This is a genomic window from Polaribacter sp. Hel_I_88 (assembly GCF_000687935.1).
GTDB lineage: Bacteria > Bacteroidota > Bacteroidia > Flavobacteriales > Flavobacteriaceae > Polaribacter.
Map to the genome: position 1 here is coordinate 599,485 of NZ_JHZZ01000001.1, position 18,762 is coordinate 618,246.

An 18,762-nucleotide genomic window follows, 5' to 3' on the forward strand; every position below is an offset into this window, starting at 1 on the left:
TTTTTAATTATTTTTTAATTAGTGCAATTCTTAAATTTTCTGATTTTGCGATGCTTCTTCTAAAGCTTCTATAATCTTTATAATCTTCTTTAGGATAAACTCCTTCTTTAATAATAATTTCTTTCTTATAAGAAATAGTTTGTTCGTCTATAATCTTAAAATTGATTTTATACGTTCCAAATTTGGTTACTATTTCTTTGTTTTCTGGAGTATAATTTAATTTATAAGTATCTGGAAGATGAATTTCATATTCATCTACATCCTTATAACCAGTGCTAATTTTTAAAGGTAAATTTCTATCTCTATATCTTTTTGGCACTTCGTTTTCTGTATTAAAAATATTTACTCTAAATAGATATTCAGTGTCATTTACAGACGCATAATTTGCAATAGAAACCTCTAAATCTTCTGTAAAAACAATATTTTCTTTATCATTTTTTAAACGATGCTCATTGATTTCTAAATTGTTATTATAACTCCAAGTTCTAGATTTATAATTTTTTATCAACTCTTCATCAGTAAAAGTATCTAAATACGATTTATCATCATATTGCAACCCTTTAGAAACTCTATTTAGAGATGCTATTACATTGCCTTTTGGTGTAAGTTTAATTTTACCAAGGGTTGTTTGCAAGTTTGTTTCATCTTTATAAATAGCCGTTCTTTTAATGATACCACCTTCTGGAGTTACTACTAAAACATCTCTATCATCTGTAAAATCACCTAAAAAACCAAAAGGCATTGTTTGACTTGTGCACTCTAGCCAAATATCTTTTCCTTCATTTGGAATGTTTAAAATAACGTGATTACCTTGAAGTGACGCAAAATCTTTGTCTAAATTTCTCTTTTCACTAGCATAAACAACTGTATAATAAGAGGTAACACCAACTACATCTAATAATGCTTTTGTGTAATTTGTAAGCCCTTTACAATCTCCATAACCAACTTGATCTACTTGGTTTGCTGCAATAGGTTCCCAACCTCCAATACCAACTTGTACACTAATATACCTTGTTTTATTTTGCATAAATTCATACACAATTTTTGCTTTTTCAACAGGACTTTTTGCTTCTTTAACTAAATCTAAAATTTTTATTTTTGTAGCTTCATCTATTACATCTCTACCTTCTAAAAGCGACTTATGCATCCATTGCCCAAATTCTTGCCAATTTGTTGCTTCTCCATAAACACCTTTTAAATAAAATTTATCTAAAGCAACTTTAACAACAGGTAAAATATCTCTAGATGAAATGGTATTATCTTCATAATCGTAAGCCTTTTGATTTTTTATAAGGTATTTTAATTCAGAATCTGTTTCAGTTTTATCAATATTAAAACCCTCAAAATGCGTTTCTTTTTTACGCCAAGGAATTGATTTTGGATTGTTTAACGTGTAAGAACTTTTTTCCACAGAAACATAATACCCATTTATTGGATACCAAGTAGGAATAAAGCCAGTTGTAGAGGTTTTGTATTCGCTTTCTAATACCAATGTATAAGGGTATGAAACTGGTGTATACTCTATATATTTTACTCTAGAATCTGAATATAAGGTTCCACCATCTACTGCACTTACATCTAAGAAATCTCGTTCTTTAAATTTTTTAATTTCGTTTCCAAAGGCATCATAAATAAGCGCAGAAAGTTCTGTTATTTTCGTGTCATCATCATAATGCTGATAAATACCAGCATCTGCATTGCCTAACTTGTTTAAAACAGTAACTATTTTCTTCTCATAAATCACCATTTTATCAAAATCATCGATGGTAATTTCTATGGAACTATTTCTAACCACTGCATTTGCATTTTCTTTTAACTCAGCAGGAATTGTAAAAACAGTTAATTCAGCACTTTGAGAATAGCCTAGAAAAATATTAAAAAATAGAAGTAAGACTAATTTGAGGGGCTTTTTTATAGACATATCTTTTTTATAGAATGCCAAAGTAAAAAAGAAAACCCAAAACTAAAAGCTTTGGGTTTAAAATAATTTAAAATTTATTATTTGTTTGCATGTGATCCATCACAATTTCCATCTGGATCTGATGTATTTCCACATCCACAAGGTCTTGGCATTTTGTACGTTTTCATAATTTGTATAGTCTTATAATTTATAATTATGCTTTCGTTTTTACCTCAAAAGACATTGCAATTAAATCATCGATAAATTTATCTTGTAAATCATCAAAGAAAGATTTTGAACCATATTTAACGTTAAAATCTGCTCTGTTAATATTAAAAGTTTCACTCTTAAAAGTAGTTACACCACCTTCTGTAGTAACCATTGCTGGTATTGTAATGCTTTTAGTAACGTCTTTAATTCTTAAATTTCCTGTTACGTTGTAACCTGTTGCTGTTTTTTCTGCATTTGTAATTACAAATCTAGATGTTGGGTATGTTTCAATATCAAAGAAATCTGCGGCTTTTAAATGGCCTTCTAATTTTCCAGCACCTTCAGTTCCTTCTAAATCTTTATTTGTAATTGTACTCATGTCAATTATAAACTCTCCACCAACTAAATTTCCTTCGTTTATTAATAAACCTCCAGTTTGTAAAGAAACGATTCCATTATGTGCACCAGTTGGTTTTGTTCCTTCCCAATACAAAACAGATGCATCTGTATTTACGTTATCTAACTCACCAACGTTTACGTCTACAACTTTTGCTTCGTCAGTTTTTACTGATTCTTTTTTTTCTCCTTTACAAGCAGTTAATACTGATGCAAATACTACAAGCGATAAAATTATTTTTTTCATTATTAAAGTGTTTTAAAATTTTGTTTTAATTTCTTTGACAAATGTATAACAAATTTATTTTCCTTGGAAACTATTTCCTACTTTTTTAAAATAAAATTTATAACATGAGCTGCTGCTTGCAAACCGAATGCTGCTGGCATAAAACTGATAGTGCCATAATAAGATTTTTTAAAATTAGTACCATCTGTTACTTTTAAACTCTTAGAAATCTGTATTTCTTCAGAATAAACTGCCTTAACTCCTTTATCTACTTTTCGCTCTTTTAAGCGTTTGCGTAAAACTCTAGCCATTGTACAATTTTTAGTTTTGCCAATATCTGCAACTTTAATTTTGGTAGCATCTAACTTACCTCCTGCTCCCATAGACGATATTATTTTTACCTTTTTTCTTCTTGCAGCCACAATTAAGTTTACTTTTGGTGTAATCGAATCGATACAATCCAGAACAAAATCAAATTCTTTTGTTACAATTTCGTAGGCGCTTTCTGGTGATAAAAATTCCTCTATAACTTTTAGCTGAATATCTTTATTGATGTCTTTTAATCTAGCAGCCAAAACTTGCGCTTTCGATTTTCCAATTGTGGAATCTAAAGCTGGTAATTGTCTGTTTTTATTGGTTTCATCAAAAACATCACCATCTACAATAGTCATTTTATGGATGCCTGCTCTAGCAATAAACTCTGCAGCATACGATCCTACTCCACCCAAACCAACCACTAAAATATTGGCTTTTTGTAGTTTTTCAATTCCTTCTTTTTCAACTAATAATTCTGTACGTTCTAACCAACTCATCTTTTAAAAATACGTTTAAAATTTTGTGCTATTTTTTGTTGAAGTGCTGAAACTTCAATATTTTTTATGGTTGCTATCTTTTGATAAATCTCTTGAATGTTTACCTCAGCATCATCTGATTCTAATACAATACTATCTAACGAAATATTTAAAATAACTTCTTGTAATTTTTTATTGTTGATGATAGCAGCACCAACAGATAAAACAAATCCATTTTTAAGAAAACTGTGTGCAACTTGTTCGTTTTTGTTGAATCCATGTAAAATCCATATTTGTTTTGGTTGTAACGATTGTCTGAACTCAATTATTTCTTGAAATGCTCTTACACAGTGAATTATCAAAGGTCTTTTATATTTTTCTGATAAAAGAATTTGCTTTTTGAAAACTAACTTTTGAAGTTCGAAATCTGTTTTTGTAATTTTATCCAAACCACATTCGCCTAATGCAAAACAGTTTTTGTGTTGTAATTTTTCTTCAACAATTAAAAGTTCATTTTCTAAATTTTCTTTGCTGATAAACCAAGGATGAATGCCAATGGAAAATGACTGAGAAAAATCAGTAGAATTTGGATAGGTATTTACAATTGAAAACACATTTTTATCCGAAGAAATTGTATGTGTATGCACATCAAAAAAAGTCATTAAAACTTATGCTATATTTTTAGAATGATAAAGCCCCTAAATCCCCAAAGGAGACTTTTACTGTAAGCATTTTTTTAAAATTTTTCATTTTATTTATCAAATAGAAAGTGAATTTTTAGACGGTCATGAGTATTTTTTTTTTGATTTTCATCTTTTCTCCTTCATCTTTACTCTTTCATCTTTTCTCTCTTTTCTCTAATCTTTTTTCTCTATTCTCTATTTTTAGAATCGATAATAATAGTAACAGGTCCATCGTTTACTAATTTAACTTTCATGTCTGCACCAAATTCGCCCGTTTGTACTTTTTTGTTCATTTCTTTTTCAAGTGATGTAACAAAACTTTCATACAAAGGAATTGCAATCTCAGGTTTTGCAGCTTTTATATAACTTGGTCTGTTTCCTTTTTTAGTGGCTGCTTGCAACGTAAATTGACTTACCACAATTGCATCTCCATCTATATCTTTTAAAGATACATTCATTACCTTATTTTCATCATTAAAAATGCGCAAATTAGCAGTTTTTCTGATTAAATAATCGATATCTTCTTGAATATCATCATTTACAATACCCACTAAAACTAAAAGTCCTGTTTTAATTTTTGCAACCTTTTTTTGATTGATGGTTACACTTGCAGAACTTACTCTTTGGATAACAATTCTCATAGGCCCATCCTTAGTCCTTCCCAAAGGGAAGGAAACTCATGCTCTTTATAAATTCTTTTAAAAATACATTTCTTAATTTGAAAATAAATAATTTATAACTATTTATATATGGTATTAGCAACTGGCTTTTTTATTCCATAGTTTCTTCATTAATAAAATCAAATTCTTTCTTTATTAACATATTTAAATACTCATCAAAACTATCTGCTATTACTTTTAATTCATCTGGGTCGTGTAAATATCTTACTACTTGACCTTTAATTCCTTTTTCAGATGGACAAAAATCAATGTACAATTGAGAAGTTCCACCATTATTCATACAGTCTGAAAAATGTAACCATTTAATTGATTCGGCTTTATCAATTATTTTATCATCAACTTCAAACTCATCATATTTTCTTTCATTATATTCTAAAAAGAATTCTCTTCCTTGTTGTTGATTATTAATTATTTCTTTTGTTGATAATAAATAGTATGGATATTCGAGCATATCAGAACCTAAAAGGAAGAATATTAATTCCTCTTTTCCATATTTTCTCCAATATGTACCATCTACATATTCAAGAAGATTAACTAAAGTATCAGGAATTTCAGGATAGATTCGTTTCAGTTTATTAATATCTTTTTTCTTCGCACCACAAATTACCTTCTCAAAAAATCCCCAATCTTCTTTCCCATTGTTTCTGAAATAAGCATTTTTAAGACCAGTTATATAATTATTAATAATAGGATTTAGTTTATTTTGTTTTTTACTTTCTACCTGTTCAATTTGATCAATCTGTTTCACGTGTTCTATTTGTTCAACGTGTCTTTCATTTTGTTTTTTTCCAAATATTTTTTTCCAAAATCCCATTTTTGATTGTTTTCGTTCTGTGCTTGTTAACAAAACGTTTTAAAAGTAACAGTTTTCCCCTTTGGGGAATTAAAGGGGCTATTCATCCCAAACATCAGTTCTAAAATGCTCTTTTTCGTCTTCGCCTTCTAAAATTTGAATGTAGCTTTTATAACGAGACCAAGAAACCTTATCTTCTTCCAAAGCTTCTTTTACAGCGCAATTGGGCTCTTTTGTATGAATACAATTGTTGAATTTACAATCTTGTTTCAAGGCAAAAAACTCTGGAAAATAATCTCCTAATTCGTATTTATCAATATCTACAACACCAAAACCTTTAATTCCTGGTGTGTCTATAATTTTAGCGTCAAAACTTAAATCGAACATTTCTGCAAAAGTTGTAGTGTGTTGCCCTTGTTTATGTTGCTCTGAAATTTGTTTCGTTTTTAAATTTAAACTTGGCTCAATAGCATTGACTAAAGTAGATTTGCCAACTCCTGAATGCCCAACAAACATCGAAGTTTTGCCTGTCATTATTTCTTTAATTTCAGACACGTTTTTGTTTTCTGTAGCAGAAACCTCCACACATCTATAACCAATGGCTTCGTAAATATCTTTTAGATATAAAATCTCGGCTCTTTCTTCAATTTCATACGAATCTATTTTATTAAAAACTAAAATCGTATCAATTCTATACGCTCTTGTAGAAACCAAAAAACGATCTATAAACGTTGTAAATGTTGGTGGATTGTTAATGGTGATCAGCAAAAAAACCTGATCGATATTGGCTGCAATAATATGTGTTTGTTTAGAAAGGTTTACAGATTTACGGACAATAAAATTATCACGATCTAAAATCTTTTTAATTACACCAGTTTCTTCATCGCCTTTTTTTTCTAAATCGAACACAACTTTATCGCCAACAGCAATTGGGTTGGTGCTTTTGATGCCTTTTATTCTGAACTTGCCCTTCATTCTACATTGATGAAACTTGCCATCAGCAGACTTTACAAAATACCAACTTCCTGTAGATTTATATACGATTCCTGTCATTACTACAAAGATGCAGAATAATTATTGATTTAGAAAAAAATGTTAACACAAGAAAAAATGACCTTAAAAAAAAAGCTTCTCAAAATTGAGAAGCTTTATCTAAAAATACTATTTTTTACTCCTTTGGCTTGAACACAATCTCATAAGATTTGCTGTCTTCTAGTAATTCTTCAGTGATATTTTTTATATCCTCAATTGTTATAGAGTTTACAATATCTTCATAATTCTTTGGGTCATTCATATTATAACCTTCTAAGACAGAATTTTGTAACAAACTCATTTGGTATCTGTTATAATTCTTACTTTCTTCTCTACTTTTCAAGAAATTTGTAAGTGTTTTATCTAAATCTGCTTGTTGAATATCTCCATTTTTAAGATTGTCAATTTCTTTATGTACTATGTCAATTAATTTTTCAGCTAATTCTGGGTTACAATCAAAACTTACAGAAATTGTTCCTTCTTCATCTGGTCTTTTAGATAACGATCCTCTTGCTCTTGCACCATAAGTACCTCCTTCTTCTTCTCTTAAAGATTCTGTATAACGTAATTGTAAGATATCACCTATAGCTCTCATTAAAATTGAATTTTTTAAAGAATATTCCATGTCGTTTTTAATAACCAAACGAACATTCGTTTTAGGATCTTTCATCTCTAAATACACATCTTTATCAATCTTATTAGTAACCCAATCTACAGAATTATCTTTCCAATTTTCTTTTTCATCTGTTGTTGGCAAACTAGCAATATACTTCTCTAACAATGGTTTAATGGTTTCTTTCTCTACATCACCAACAATAAAAAATGTAAAATCACCTGCATTGTTAAATCTTGATGTGTATATCTTTTTCATTTTATCAAAAGACATATCAGCCATAAATTCTTTGTCGAACAAACGTTCTGTAGGATGATTTTTTCCATATAAAATAGTTGTTACACTATCTTGCATTTTAGACTGAATTTGCTCACTTTTTCTTATTAAGAAAGCATCTACTTGTTGCATCATTACATTGTAAGAATTTTCATCAAAACGAGGTTTCGTAAAACGTAAATTTACCAATTGCATCATCGTTTCTACATCTTTTGTAGAAGAAGACCCAGAAACAGTTTCAGAAGTACTACCAATACTTACTCTAGAATTTGCTTTTTTACCTGCTAATATTTTTGGTAAATCAATGGCAGAAAACTCACCTAATCCTGACATTTGGACTACATTACCTAATAAGGCTGTAGATGGTAAATCTTCAACCTCTAATAAAGATTGTCCTCCATAACTAACCGCACTTAAGTTTACGTCGTTCTTATTTTTATCAGCAAATTTATAATGTACTTTAATACCATTACTTAATGTAAAAATTGTTGAACCAATTTCTTCATCTTCCTTTTCTGATACAATAGAACCCGAAACCAAATCAACTCCAGACATTAAAGGTTTTACATTCGTTTCTTCTTTGTAACCCTCTAAAGTTTTATCATTTTCTACTTTATTGATAATTGCAAGAGCATCTTCTTTAGTTAAATTTTTATTTCCTTCTACACCTGTAACTACTACAGACCTGTTAGTTGTAAGATATAATGATTGTAATTGTGCTAACAATTCTTCTTGAGTTAATTGCTTAAAAAGGACTTTAGCAATTTCAAATTCTTTTTTAATATCTGTTAGATGCGAATTTTCTAAATAGTTTGTTTGAATTCCTCTTACAATCTGACCATGACTTCTGTTACCAAAACCGGCAATTTGGTTTTCATAAGAGCTCGTATATTCAGAAACTACTCTATTCATCTCTGCTTTGGTAAAGCCAAATTTTACAGCTCTATTAATTTCCGACATTACCAATTCAAAAGCTTCATATTGCATGTTTGGTTTTGGAACAATTTGTGCACTAAACTGATTGTTAAGTCTTGAAAGACTTCCATAACGAACGCCTGCAAATAAAAGTGGTGAATCTGCATTCTGACTTATTTCGTTTAATCTTGTAGAAATAATTGATGTTGCCATTCCATTTAAAAGACTTTCTTTTAAATCTCCTAAATTTTCATTTTTTAAAGATTTATCATGACGAATTGCAAAAGAAATGTTAGAAGAAGTTACTTCTTTATCCATTCCAATATCGTAAATAAGTTCTTCATTATCTTCTATACGAAATTCTGTACGTTCAATAGGATTTTTTACAGCAGGAATGCTAGAAAACAATGCTTTTATTTTTGCTTCAATTTCTGCTACATTTACATCACCAATAATAGCAATCGCTTGTAAATCTGTTCTGTACCAATCATGATAAAAATCACGTAAAGCCTTGTATTCAAAACCTTCTATAACATCCATTTTACCTATTGGCAAACGTTCTGAATAAATAGAATTATTAAATGAAGTACCAATAGTTTGTTGTAAAACACGCATTCCTCCACTTTGACGAGTTCTCCATTCTTCTTTTACCACTCCTCTTTCAGAATCTATTTCATCTTCTGTTAATGATAAATAATTAGACCAATTATGTAATATAGACAACCCTGTGTCTATCAATTCTGGTGTTGTAGGAATGTTGTTAACATTATAAACTGTTTCATCAAAAGATGTGTATGCATTAATATCTCTTCCAAAAACAAGACCATGTTCTTGCATCTTATTTAAGATTCCTTTTCCTGGAAAATCTCTTGTTCCATTAAATGCCATATGTTCTAAGAAATGTGCTAATCCTTGTTGATTATCTTTCTCTAAAACAGAACCAACATTTTGAATAATGTAATAACTTGCTACATCTTTAGTTACTTTAGTATCGTGAATGTAATAGGTTAAGCCGTTTTCTAAAACGCCTTTTTTAATACTTTGCTCTTCTGGCAAAGGCATTTCTAAATTAAGAGTTTGTGCTATTGCAATATGATTAAATGCAACACAGAGGGTAAGTAGTAGAATTTTTTTCATAGTTTTTTTGTTTTTATTATTAAATTCCTCCAAATATAAAAGTTTTGATATGAAATGTACCTAGAACATGGATTTTATTTAGCTAAAAATTGATTTTTTCGTAAATTATTTAAACTTACTGTAGTTTATCTCGTTAACTTTTAAAAGTTAAAATCCGCTTTAAAGAACTCTAAAACTGTTTACTAATTTGGAAGAATTTTGAATTGTACCATGATGCCAAAAAAAAATTCTAGTTTGAAATTCACGTTAAGGATTGAGCATTTCGTCAAGCTCAAGACAGGCTATTTGTTTGAGCTCTTTTTTGTTTTTCACAAAAAAAGCGAGTGCCTTTCGACTTCGCTCAAGATAAATTACAGCCTGACCAAACTTTTTTGTTTAGAAACGCCAAAAAAAACCACAAATTCAGAAATAATTCTAGAATTTGTGGCTTGAAAATAAGACCTACAAGGTTTTTAAAACCTTGCAGGATGAATGTTATAATTATTATCCTTTTATAACTTTTTCTTGATGATTGATAGATTCTTGGTGAATTGCCTTGAACATTCTCAATACAAATTCTTCGCTTAAACCTTTGCTTTCACCTTCTAAAATCATGTTTCCTAAAATCTCGTTCCAACGTTTAGATTGTAAAACTGCTACATTTTTTTCTTTCTTTAAAGCACCTATTTGATCTGCAATTTTCATACGTTTTCCTAAAGTCTCTAGCAATTGTGCATCTGCAACATTAATTTGCGCACGTAAATTACCTAAAGAACTTGTGTAATCTTCTTCGGAATTGGTTTCTTTTCTGATTTTTAAATCTTGCATAATTTGCTTCAACTTTGTTGGTGTAACTTGTTGTGCAGCATCAGACCAAGCATTGTCTGGATCAAAATGGGTTTCAATCATTAAGCCATCAAAATTCAAATCTAACGCAGTTTGGCAAACGTCAAAAATCATTTCTCTGTTTCCTGTAATATGAGATGGATCGTTGATTAATGGTAAATCTGGAAACTTATTTTGGAACTCAATAGCAATTTGCCATTCTGGAATGTTTCTATATTTAGATTTCTCATAGGTAGAAAATCCTCTGTGAATTGCTCCTAAGTTTTTGATTCCTGCTGTATATAAACGCTCAATTCCACCTAACCATAAAGCTAAATCTGGATTTACAGGGTTTTTTACCAGCACTATTTTATCTGTTCCCTGCAAAGCATCAGCAATTTCTTGCATAATAAATGGTGATACTGTAGAACGTGCACCAATCCATAATAAATCAACATCATTTTCGATGGCTAATTTACAATGTGCAGCATTGGCAACTTCTGTACAGGTTTTCATACCTGTTTGCTCTTTTACCTTTTTTAACCAACCTAAACCTAAGGCACCAACACCTTCAAAATTTCCTGGTCTTGTTCTTGGTTTCCAAATTCCTGCTCTAAAATAATTTACATCAGAATCTTTTAATTCGTGTGCAATTTTTAAAACTTGTTCTTCAGTTTCTGCACTACAAGGCCCTGCTATTACTAGAGGATGATCTAGTTTCATATCATCCAACCATGTTCTTAATGCTGTTGTATTCTTCATTTTTCTACTTGTTTTGGCATTTACTTAATACCGTTTAAAATTTGTTTTATATAGTTTGTACTCTCCATCTCATTAAAAATTTCGGAGAAATTATCTTGTTGCATCAACTCTTTAAAATGTTGTAAATTGTTGATGTACTCTTCTAATGTTTCTAATATATTTTCTTTATTCTGTTTAAAAATTGGTGTCCACATTGCTGGACTACTTTTTGCCAAACGAACTGTAGATTCGAAACCAGAACCTGCCATATCAAAAATATCGCGTTCGTTTTTTTCTTTGTTGATGACCGTTTTTCCCAACATAAATGCGCTAATATGCGATAAATGCGAAACATACGCAATATGCTTATCATGCGAAACTGGATCCATATAACGAATACGCATTCCAATGTCCGTAAAAAGTTGTAATGCTTTTTCTTGCAGCTTAAAAGTTGTTTTTTCAACTTCGCAAATAATGTTCGTTTTTCCTTTATACAAGCCAGAAATTGCTGCTGTTGGCCCCGATTTTTCTGTTCCTGCAATTGGATGGCAAGCTAAAAAATTTCTTCTTTTTGCATGATGTTCAACCACTTTACAAATTGCTTCTTTTGTAGAACCAGCATCTACCACCAAAGCATTTTCTGAAATTTCATCTAAAATAGTGGGTAATAATTTTACAGTGGCATCTACAGGAATGGAAACAACAACCAAATCTGCATTATCTAAATCGTCTAACGTTGCTTTTTTATCTATAACACCAATTTCTTTAGCTTCATTTAAATGAGCTTCATTGGCATCTATTCCGTAAATTACAACTTCTGGATTGTGTTTTTTAATATCGATAGCAAAGCTACCTCCAATTAAACCAACACCAATCATGTATATGTTTTTCATTTTTTAAATGCTTTATGCTTTAAGCTTTAGGCAATATGCCAAGAGCTTAAAGCTTACTGCTTATAGCCTATTTATTGCTTCTTTTATCACCTCTGATGTAACACACAAAGAAAAACGAATATACCCTTCTCCTTGAGATCCAAAAATGGTACCTGGTGTAATAAAAATATCTTTTTCGTACAGTATTTTATCTGTAATTTCTTCGGATTTTTTTCCTTCAGGAATTTTTGCCCAAACAAATAAACCTGTGGAATTTTTATCATAAACTGCGTCTAACTTATCTGCTAATTGCCAAATTAAATCTCTGCGTTCTTTGTAAATTTTATTTTGATCAGAAAACCAATCGTTTGATAATTGCAAAGCTTCAATAGCTCCTTTTTGAATTCCGTAAAACATGCCAGAATCCATGTTCGATTTTACTTTTAAAACTTCGTTGATATATGTTGCATTTCCTAACAACATTCCAACTCGCCAACCAGCCATGTTAAAAGTTTTGCTTAAAGAGTTCAATTCTAAAGCAACCTCTTTTGCGCCTTCAATCTGCAAAATACTTATTGGATTCTCGTTTAAAATAAAACTATAAGGATTATCATTAATGATTAAAATGTTGTGTTTTTTTCCAAAAGAAATCAACTTTTTAAACATTTCTAAAGTTCCATTGGTTCCTGTTGGCATGTGTGGATAATTTACCCACATAAGTTTCACCTTACTCAAATCTTGACTTTCTAATGCATCAAAATTTGGTTGCCAATTTGTTTCATCACTCAAATTATAAAAAAGTGGCTCTGCACCTACTAATTTTGTGACTGATGTATACGTTGGATAGCCAGGATTTGGAATTAAAACTTGATCTCCTTCGTTTAAAAAAGCCATTGAAACATGCATAATTCCCTCTTTACTTCCCATTAAAGGTAAAATTTCGTTTTCTGGATTTGCATCCACAGAAAACTTATTTTTATAAAAAGTTGCAATAGCATTTCTTAATTCTGGTAATCCCTGATATGATTGATATTTATGCGCACTTGCATCTCCCAAACTTCCTTGAATTGCTTCAATTACTTTTGCTGGTGGTTGCAAATCTGGGGAACCAATTCCCATATTAATAATTGGTTTTCCATCTGCCATCAAACTACGCACTTCTCTTAATTTTTTAGAGAAATAGTATTCTTGAACTGTATCTAATCTTTTGGCTGCTTTAATCATATCCTTCCATTTTTAAAAACTCCTAAAACCTTAAATTCTTCTGCCATAATTTCTATCAAAGAAATCGCTTTTTTATAATCATTATAATCTTCAAAAGTAACATCAACAAAAAAGGAATATTTCCAAGGTGTTTCAATTACAGGTAAAGATTGAATTTTAGTCAGGTTCATTTTACAATCGCTCATGGCATTTAAAATGGCTGCTAAACTGCCTCTTTTATGACTCAATTGAAATTTTATAGAGGCTTTATCTACAGTAACATCTTCTGCAGGTTTGTCTGTTTGTACAATTACAAAACGTGTTGAATTGTCTTTTATCGTCTGAATTTCATCTTCTAAAATTGACAAACCAAAAATTTCTGCGGCTATTTTTGGAGCAATTGCTGCAATACCCACTAAATTTTCTTTGGCAATTCTTTTCGCAACTTCAGCAGTATCAACATCTTCTACTAATTTAATATGCGGATATTTTTTAAAAAATTCTTTACACTGTAACAAAGCCATTGGGTGTGAACAAACTTCTTTAATATCTTCCATTTTTTGACCTTTTAAAGCCATTAAATGATGATGAATATTTAAATATTGTTCTCCAATAATGTGTAAATTATTGTTATCAATTAAAGCATAATTAGGAATGATGGATCCTGCAATCGTGTTTTCTAAAGCCATAACTCCCAAATTTGCAGATTTATCTATCAAACTATCCACCAAAACATCAAAAGACATACATTCTTTTAACGCAATTTTACTTCCATAAAAATCTCTTGCAACTTTATGGTGATTTGAGCCTTCTGCTCCTTGTATGGCTATTATTTTTTTCAACTTTTATAGTGATATCAAAAAAAAAGCCTCGAATTAAATTCGAGACTTTATATTTTATGTGTATTTGTTAACAGCATACAAAGTCTCTCCTTTTATTAAAAAAATAAAAGTAAAAATAGAAACTTGTAAAATTGTTGTTTAACATTTTTATTTTCTTTGTTTGTTAAGCAAATCTAAAGATTTAATTTAGCTACACAAATATTATCAATAAAGATTAAATATTTTTACGAATAATACTTTTTTATTATTTTATATTGTTGATAATTTAAAAAAAAGTTACATTTTATTAATTATTATCAATATCTAAATTTACCTTTTATAGATTTATAAATATTATAATAAATCTTTTAACCTTTTTGCAGCTATTTCTGCTGTTATATCTCTTTGAGGCGATCCAAACATCTCATAACCAACCATAAATTTCTTAACAGTTGCACTTCTTAGTAAAGGTGGATAAAAACTCATATGAAAATGCCAATGTTTATTTGCTTCTCCATTTGTTGGTGCTTGATGAATTCCACTTGAATATGGAAAAGAGGTATTAAACAATTTATCATATGCTTTTGTAATGACCGAAATTGCTTCAGCATAATTTTTGGCTTCTGTATCTGATAATTCTAAAATATTCTTTTTCGCTTTTTTAGGAGCAATCATTGTTTCAAAAGGCCAAACTGCCCAAAAAGGGATTAACACCACAAAATCATCATTCTCAAAAATAATACGTTCTTGTACTTTTAATTCTTGCTGTAAATAATCGCCTAAAAGACTGGTTTTATTTTTATCAAAATATTCTTTTTGATGCTTGTCTTTTTTATCAACTTCATTTGGTAAGGTAGATTGACTCCAAATTTGTCCATGAGGATGTGGATTACTACAACCCATAACAGCACCTTTGTTTTCAAAGATTTGCACGTAATTAATCATCTTATTACTCCCTAGCTCTGTGTATTCTTTTTGCCAAGCTTTTACAACTTTAGCTATATCTTCCACTTCCATTTCCGCCAAACTTTTAGAATGATCTGGGCTAAAACAAATTACTTTACAAATACCTGTTTCGCTTTTTGCTTGGAATAATCCGTCATTTACATGAAACGAAGGGGAATCTTTTTGAAGCGCAGCAAAATCGTTTGTAAATACAAAAACATCTTTATAATCAGGATTTATATCACCAGAAATTCTTGAATTTCTTGCACATAAATAACAACTCTCATCATGTGTTGGTCTTTTTTCTGTTGATATTTCTTCGTTTTGACCTTGCCAAGGACGCTTTGCTCTGTGAGGAGAAACTAAAACCCACTCACCTGTTAATATATTAAAACGCTTGTGAGAATAATCTTGCAAATTTGTATTTTCCATGTTGATATTATTGTTGATTATGATTTTCTGTTTTTGATAAATATTATTTTAAAATTTTAATGTGTTCTTGATAAAATTTCGATGAAAAACCGAAATAACTCGAACTGACATCTAAAAAAATTATTTTACCAAATGTGTGCCATCAGAAAGTTTTATAAAATATACAGAACATTCTTTATGAAACTTATTTTTGTATGCTTTTGATACTGATTTACCAAATGCTTTTGCCTCTTCTTTTGCAATTAAATTAATGGTACAACCACCAAAACCACCACCCATCATTCTTGCACCCAAAACTTTTTTATTCTTTTTTGCTTGATCTACCAAAAAATCTAATTCTGCACAACTTACTTTATATTGATGTTGCAAACCACTGTGTGAACCATACATTAACGCACCCAATTTTTCTAAATCGTTGTTTTCAATAGCTTTTGCCGCTTTTTGAGTTCGTTCAATTTCTTGAATTACATACAATCCTTTTTGGTAGTTTTCTGGAGTTACTTTATCAATAATTTGCTCTAAATCTTGTTCAGTTGCTTCTCTTAATGTTTCAATTTGTAACATATCTGCAATGCTTTCGCAAGCAGAACGCCTATCATTATAAGCACTATCAGACAAACTATGTTTTACGTTTGTATTGATAAGCATTAATTGATGTTCTTTAAAATCGATTTCATAAGCTTTAGATTCTATAGTTCTACAATCTAACAAAAGTGCATTGTTTTTAATACCAAACATGCTTGCATATTGATCCATAATTCCACATTTTACACCCACATAATTATGTTCTGCTTTTTGTGAAATTAAAATCATTTCTGTTTTTGTCAACCCTAAATCAAACAATTCATTTAAACCAAAAACCACACTGTTTTCTAAAGCTGCAGAAGATGACATACCTGCACCTCCAGGAATATTTCCTTTAAAAATGATGTTGAAATCGCCAATAACTTTGTTTCTATTCTGTATTTCTGCAACTACTCCAAAAACATAATTTTCCCAACTACCTTCTTTTGAAGGTTTCAATTTATCGAGCTCAAACTCAATAGTACTATCTAAATCTAAGGCAATTGCTGTACAATTTCCAGCATCACTTTTTTGAATAGCAGCTGCAATACCTTTATCAACAGCAGCAGGAAAAACAAAACCTCCATTATAATCTGTATGTTCTCCAATAATATTAATTCTTCCTGGAGAAAAAATTAAAAGTGGATGTGTTTTAAACTTTTTAATAAAATGTTCTTTTACTTCCTTAACTAATGTTGCACTCATATCATGTTGATTTTTAATCTGCATTAAATTTTAAACCCCAATTTAAAACGTAAGTTTTATCGGCTTCTAGAACTTGGATTCCTATTTTATTATTAAACGTATCAGAAATGCCAGTCATGGGTTCTATTGCAATAATATCTTTGCCTTTTGGTGTATATAATTGTAAAAAATTCTTTTCTGAATCTGATGTAATTTTTATCTTGTAAGTTGGTGTTGAAAATGAAACTTTATCATCTTTTAAAATAAAACAATCATCTAATTGTTGGTCTTCAATTTTAAAAACTTCTGGTGTTTTTTGATCTTTTACCTTTTTTGTAATTAGGTTTTTACTAAACTTAATTTTTTGATCACTTTTAAACGATAAAGTACTGTTTTTTAAATCTGATGAATTAAAATAAGGATGCCAACCCAAGGTAAAAGGAAAAGATTTTATATCGGTATTTTTAACGGTAATTCTAACTTTTAAACGGTCTTCAAAAAGTGTGTAGGTTACTGATAAAAAATAGGTGAAAGGAAAACCTTTACTTTCATTTTTCTCATAATAATTAAAGGTTGCAGAGCAATTGTCTTTATGTTCTTCTGGCTCAAAAAGTTCAAACTTTTTGTTGTAAACCAAACCATGCAAAGCATTATCACCATCATTTCTTTCTAGTTGATACTCATTACCTTCAAACGTATATTTGCCTTCTTTAATTCTACTTGCAAAAGGAAACAAAATTGAAGATGCATAAGAATCTTTATAATCGAAATCTGGTTGTTCTTTAATAATAAAGTTATCTTTAAATTTTAATGAAACTATTCTAGCTCCTTGGTCTAAACAAATTTTTGCTTTGGTGGTTTTTGATGGATTTTGCAATTCAACATAGTTCAACCCTTTTTTCTTTTTACTGTTGATTTTAAACATTTTTACAACGATTTTCTTAAAATTAAACGACTCGGATTTTCAACCTTTATTTTGTCATCATTTAAAATCATTTCAGCTAATTTTTTCCCCATTAAATTAAAATCTGTAGAAATTGTAGTAATTCCGTTTTCTACTACTTCTTTTAAAATAGTATCGTTTACAGAAATAATTCCTACATCTTTTGCTAAAATTAGTTGTTCTTCTTTTATTTTTTTGATGACTCTAATAAGGTTCTTATCGTCTAAAATAATAAATATTTCTCCTTTTTTAGGTTTTCTGTCCTGTAAAGATTCTAAGATTTCACTTTGTAAATTGTATTGTTTACAAAATTTCAGAAATCCGTTTAAAATCCCTTTAGGTTGTTTGTCATCATTATACAATAGAATTAATTTTTCATAATCAACTAACTTCTTTAAAACAGTTTCTAATCCCGTAAAAATATCTTTTTCAAAATTCTGATAAATTGCTGGGTATCCAGTTAAATCTTCATGAATTTGATCTAAAATAAACACTTTATCTTTTGGCAAATTTTGTATGGAATTATGCGTGTTTTTTAAATTAGCAGGCATAATTACGTAGCTACTATAATTACCAGCATTTTCGTTTATCAACTTGTTAAAAACGTTGATATTAAAGTGATGAAAATAAATTTCAACATCAATATGAGACCCTAAATTACTTAAAAAAGCGTTGTATAAATCCTCTTTAAACGAATTCAATTCATCAAAGAGAACAAATATTTTCTGCTGTAATTTTACATCAACAGAAGAAACATAAAAACCTTTACCAACTACAGAGTTGATAATTCCTCTGTTTTTTAAATCATTAAAAGCCGTTAAAACTGTGTCTCTAGAAAGGGAATGCTTGTTTTTAATAACATTTAAAGAAGGCAACTTATCACCTTTTTGTAAATCGCCTTTTACAATAGCATTTTCAATAGAAGCAATAATTTGCCTATATTTTGGTGTTTTACTTTGCTTTTTTAATTTCACGATTTCCATATTACAAATATATACTTTTTCAACAAATAAACAACTAGTATGTACTGGTAGTTTATTTTTGCAAAAAATAGCGATTAATAGTCCATCGTATCAAAAGGAATTATTACCTTTATCGCTC

At 29.7% G+C, this 18,762-nt stretch carries 16 protein-coding genes; all 16 read right to left on the reverse strand.

Annotated features, from left to right (window positions below):
• Positions 1–7 precede the first annotated feature (7 nt).
• Entirely contained in the window at positions 8–1,921 is a 1,914-nt protein-coding gene (locus tag P161_RS0102680; protein ID WP_036841176.1) for a DUF3857 domain-containing protein, read from the reverse strand.
• Positions 1,922–2,114: 193 nt separating this feature from the next.
• The gene (locus tag P161_RS0102690; protein WP_026775540.1) at positions 2,115–2,753 is read right to left on the reverse strand and encodes a YceI family protein; all 639 of its coding nucleotides are present in this window, start codon (positions 2,751–2,753) and stop codon (positions 2,115–2,117) included.
• Between the two features lie 77 nt (positions 2,754–2,830).
• Positions 2,831–3,544: a ThiF family adenylyltransferase gene (locus tag P161_RS0102695; RefSeq protein WP_026775541.1), complete on the reverse strand. Its 714-nt coding sequence runs from the start codon at positions 3,542–3,544 to the stop codon at positions 2,831–2,833.
• On the reverse strand, positions 3,541–4,185 hold the full coding sequence (locus tag P161_RS0102700; protein WP_026775542.1) for a TatD family hydrolase: 645 nt from the start codon (positions 4,183–4,185) through the stop codon (positions 3,541–3,543). Before P161_RS0102700 ends, P161_RS0102695 begins: the two co-directional genes overlap by 4 nt.
• A 209-nt stretch (positions 4,186–4,394) precedes the next feature.
• Positions 4,395–4,847: a D-aminoacyl-tRNA deacylase gene (gene dtd, locus P161_RS0102705; RefSeq protein WP_026775543.1), complete on the reverse strand. Its 453-nt coding sequence runs from the start codon at positions 4,845–4,847 to the stop codon at positions 4,395–4,397.
• A gap of 130 nt (positions 4,848–4,977) precedes the next feature.
• A complete protein-coding gene (locus tag P161_RS0102710; RefSeq protein WP_081816969.1) occupies positions 4,978–5,700 on the reverse strand; it encodes an SMI1/KNR4 family protein in 723 nt (240 codons plus the stop codon).
• Between the two features lie 78 nt (positions 5,701–5,778).
• Positions 5,779–6,732 carry a ribosome small subunit-dependent GTPase A gene (gene rsgA / locus P161_RS0102715; protein WP_026775545.1) on the reverse strand — a complete coding sequence of 318 codons (954 nt, stop codon included), beginning with the start codon at positions 6,730–6,732 and terminating at the stop codon, positions 5,779–5,781.
• A 115-nt stretch (positions 6,733–6,847) separates the two neighbouring features.
• Positions 6,848–9,652 carry a pitrilysin family protein gene (locus tag P161_RS0102720; RefSeq protein ID WP_026775546.1) on the reverse strand — a complete coding sequence of 935 codons (2,805 nt, stop codon included), beginning with the start codon at positions 9,650–9,652 and terminating at the stop codon, positions 6,848–6,850.
• Between the two features lie 483 nt (positions 9,653–10,135).
• Positions 10,136–11,218: a bifunctional 3-deoxy-7-phosphoheptulonate synthase/chorismate mutase type II gene (locus tag P161_RS0102725; protein WP_026775547.1), complete on the reverse strand. Its 1,083-nt coding sequence runs from the start codon at positions 11,216–11,218 to the stop codon at positions 10,136–10,138.
• Positions 11,219–11,238: 20 nt separating this feature from the next.
• Positions 11,239–12,090, reverse strand: a complete 852-nt coding sequence (locus tag P161_RS0102730) for a prephenate dehydrogenase (protein ID WP_026775548.1) — start codon at positions 12,088–12,090, stop codon at positions 11,239–11,241.
• Positions 12,091–12,150: 60 nt separating this feature from the next.
• The gene (locus tag P161_RS0102735) at positions 12,151–13,293 is read right to left on the reverse strand and encodes a pyridoxal phosphate-dependent aminotransferase (protein ID WP_026775549.1); all 1,143 of its coding nucleotides are present in this window, start codon (positions 13,291–13,293) and stop codon (positions 12,151–12,153) included.
• Positions 13,290–14,114 (reverse strand): prephenate dehydratase, encoded by an 825-nt coding sequence (locus P161_RS0102740; RefSeq protein WP_026775550.1) that lies wholly within the window; start codon positions 14,112–14,114, stop codon positions 13,290–13,292. The genes P161_RS0102735 and P161_RS0102740 overlap by 4 nt, the downstream gene beginning before the upstream one ends.
• 333 nt (positions 14,115–14,447) lie before the next feature.
• Positions 14,448–15,470 carry a UDP-glucose--hexose-1-phosphate uridylyltransferase gene (locus tag P161_RS0102745; RefSeq protein WP_026775551.1) on the reverse strand — a complete coding sequence of 341 codons (1,023 nt, stop codon included), beginning with the start codon at positions 15,468–15,470 and terminating at the stop codon, positions 14,448–14,450.
• 120 nt (positions 15,471–15,590) lie between these two features.
• Complete coding sequence (galK, locus tag P161_RS0102750) at positions 15,591–16,739, reverse strand: galactokinase (protein WP_026775552.1); 1,149 nt, start codon at positions 16,737–16,739, stop codon at positions 15,591–15,593.
• A 13-nt stretch (positions 16,740–16,752) separates the two neighbouring features.
• Entirely contained in the window at positions 16,753–17,643 is an 891-nt protein-coding gene (locus P161_RS17925) for an aldose 1-epimerase (RefSeq protein ID WP_051605643.1), read from the reverse strand.
• Between the two features lie 2 nt (positions 17,644–17,645).
• Complete coding sequence (locus tag P161_RS0102760) at positions 17,646–18,644, reverse strand: GntR family transcriptional regulator (protein WP_026775553.1); 999 nt, start codon at positions 18,642–18,644, stop codon at positions 17,646–17,648.
• Positions 18,645–18,762 lie beyond the last annotated feature (118 nt).